Source organism: Bradyrhizobium sp. 179 (genome assembly GCF_023073535.1).
Lineage (GTDB): Bacteria > Pseudomonadota > Alphaproteobacteria > Rhizobiales > Xanthobacteraceae > Bradyrhizobium.
The window spans coordinates 1-3,095 of record NZ_JADPJR010000015.1; the positions used below are offsets into that span (position 1 = coordinate 1).

Sequence of the window (3,095 nt, forward strand, 5' to 3'; positions counted from 1 at the left end):
CCCAGTAATGAGCGCTGGCGCAGGCTTCCATCGCTACCAGGCACGCAGGCTGCTGGGCAAAGAAACCCAGCACTTTGTCACGACGCAGCTGTTTGCGGAAAACAACACCGCCGCTAGCGTCTGCGCCATGTGCCTGAAAAACATGTTTCGCCAAGTCTAGTCCAATCGTGCTAACTTCGTTCATGGACGCTTCCTCATTTGTGACGGTTCAACACCCTTCACTTTGGCACATCGATGCCGTCAAGGGGCGTCCACCCCATCACAGCGCAGCAGCAGCCAAAGAGATCAGATCAACAGGACGATTGACGAACGCCGGCTCAGCGCCAACAATCCCATCGCCAGCGGCACCGGCCCAGGGGGCGACATCATGTCGGAATCCCGGGGCGAGATCATCTCGGTACGCAGGGGCGACTTCGTCGGAATCCGCATGCAAGGTATCGGCCACCAGCGCCAGACACTCGCGGGTGCAATCGTCGACCACGGTCAGAATGCGGAAGCGACGGCCGTCGGTGAGCTGATCCGACACGAAGTCGAGCGACCAACGATCGTTGGGGGCCATCGGCGCCATCATCGGTGCCCTGGTCCCGATTGCCCGCTTGCGGCCACCACGGCGGCGTACCGCGAGCCTCTCTTCCCGGTAGAGCCGGAATAGCTTCTTGTCGTCTAATCGCTGTCAATTGCCCTGGGTGCCGGACCTTGTCGTCTTCGAGGTCGGAAGAATGTGCCGCCTCATCATGGCCCTCGCCAGTGGATCTCCCCATGTGATTCCCGCGGTCTGAAGCCGCCCAAGAAGTTACGGGATGATCCGGCCAGCGTCCTTCCAGGACGATCTACAGAGATACTGGCTTAGCTAGCTAGGCTCAGCTAGCCGGCGCAGCTGCGAACTCCGTGCCATCCAGCCAGATACGGTGCAGGATGATGGCGAGTTTGCGCGCCACGGCGACCTTGGCCTTTCGCGACCCGATCCGAGCCATCAATTGCTGCCCCCAACGGCGGAGTGCACTATCTTTGCGCACGCGCGTCATGAGCGCGTTGGCCGCCTCGAACAGAAGGCTTCGCGCCATGCGGTCGCCTGACTTGGATATCCGGCCAGAAATATCGACCTCGCTGGATTGATAGCGCCGAGGTGTCAGGCCGAGAAACGCTCCGACATCGGTGGATCGGGAGAAGCGGTTAGGATCGTCTACGGCCGTCGTGAACGTCATTGCAGTAATCGCGCCTACACCGGGGATCGTTATCATGCGCTGGCAGGCCTCATCGGTGCGCGCGAGACGTAGAAGCTGCGAATCGAGCCTCTGCCTGCGCTCTCCCGCAACACGCCAAGCCTCAAGCAGCGCGTCAATGGCGCTTCGGATCAAGGGGTCCTCCGGACATCGCGTGAGCACTGCGCGCTCGAACGTTCCACCCTTACCGGCTGCGAGCACCACGCCGAAGGTCTTCAGTAGACCACGAATTTGATTGTAAAGCGTCGTACGAATCGCGACGAGTTCGCTTCTGGCTGAGAGCAGGGCTCGGATACGACAGCTCTGCAGGCTCTTGATGGCGACGGGCCGGGTACCAACCGGAGCGCACCACTTGCGCGATCCCAAATGCATCGTTCACATCCGTCTTGTTAACTTGTAGCGAGAGCGCCGCCGCGACATGGCGCGCGTGGATGCAGTCGATTGGAACGTCGAGAGCGCGCAGTCCATGCCAAAGCCAGATCGCCAGCGGACCGGTTTCCATACCAACCCGAACCGCGTCTGGAGCGTGCTCGCGCAGCGCCATTGCGATGCACTCCGGCTCCGAGGAGCATTTGCCCCGCCAAGTGCGCCGACCGTCGCCGTCGATCACACAAATTTCCGTCTCCTTTTGCGATACCTCCAAATCAACATAAAGGGTCATCACATGCTCCTCGTTTGCACTGAGGAGAACATTCTGCCTCAGCCTCGCGCGTGCGATTAGACCATGTGGTTGACCAGATAGCCCTCCCGCTTGAGCAGCACGTGCAGGCGTCGATAACCGAAACGGCGACGTTCCTGGGCAATCGCCCTCATGCGCTGGCGAAGGCCGGCATCATCCGCGCGAGTCTCTTGTATCTCATGGTCATGCGGCAGCAGCCGATGGCTTTACACGCCCGCCGTTCGCTCATTCCGTAGACGTCCACGAGATGGGCGACAGCTTTCCGCTTGGCAGCGGGCATCACCATTTCTTTCCCAGGAGATCTTTCAAGGCCGCATTGTCCAGCATGGCGTCGGCTAAGAGCCGCTTCAGCCGTGTGTTCTCGTCCTCCAGGGTCTTCAACCGCTTGGCCTCCGACACCTCCATCCCGCCGAATTTTGCCTTCCATTTGTAAATGCTGGCGTCACTGACGCCATGCTTGCGGCACAGATCGGCGACCGAAACGCCAGCTTCGTGCTCCTTCAAAATCCCGATGATCTGCTCTTCCGTAAAGCGACTGCGCTTCATGCTCTGGTCCTTATGTGGGCCAGAGCGAACTTCAAACTGGATTAAGCCCGTGGGCCAAGGTCACTATTCGCGACTATGCTGGATGGGTAGCGGTTTTCCTCCGACCGATCCCCAAGGACATCCGCAGGCCATCCGAATTGAACAACTGGAAAATATGGAGGTACCATTTCGTGATTTCGTAGCGTTTCCTCCGCCAGCGGAAGATACGGACCTCGAGACAAACGCCGACTACGGGTCGCTCACTCAGAGGCCAATACGTCCTGCCAGTCTCTCTTCAAGGGGAGAGATCGGCGGCGGCTATGTTCAGGTCAGATTGCCAGAAAATGTATGCGCATTCGTGCTCAAATCGGGGTAGTAAAGGTTATTGAGCTCCTCCGACGTGCGCGCCAGGACAATTCTGCAACGCGAATTCGAAGTTCTTTATCCGCTGGCTTGCACAGACTTTCGTTGCATCGCTATTTTGGAGGCCATAAGAGCGATCGGCATAACCTGCAGATGCAGAGCGAGAGAATTCAATTGGCCAGCACCGTCTCGACCAGGTTGACCCAATAGCCGATGCCATATGGGAGGGCATCGTCATTGAAGTCATACGCCGGGTGGTGGAGGCCATCCGTTGCTCCATTGCCGAGGAAAATGAAAGCGCCCGG

General features: G+C 59.0%; 5 pseudogenes. All 5 read right to left on the reverse strand.

From position 1 onward, the window contains the following. Positions 1–184 (reverse strand): annotated as a pseudogene (locus IVB12_RS03320) (IS110 family transposase); the annotation flags it as partial. Positions 185–433: 249 nt separating this feature from the next. Next, positions 434–667: pseudogene (locus IVB12_RS03325) on the reverse strand (IS3 family transposase); the annotation flags it as partial. A 193-nt stretch (positions 668–860) separates the two neighbouring features. Then, positions 861–1,884: pseudogene (locus IVB12_RS03330) on the reverse strand (IS110 family transposase). A gap of 65 nt (positions 1,885–1,949) precedes the next feature. Further along, positions 1,950–2,448: pseudogene (locus tag IVB12_RS03335) on the reverse strand (transposase); the annotation flags it as partial. A gap of 512 nt (positions 2,449–2,960) precedes the next feature. Then, positions 2,961–3,095, reverse strand: a pseudogene (locus IVB12_RS03340) (amidohydrolase); the annotation flags it as partial.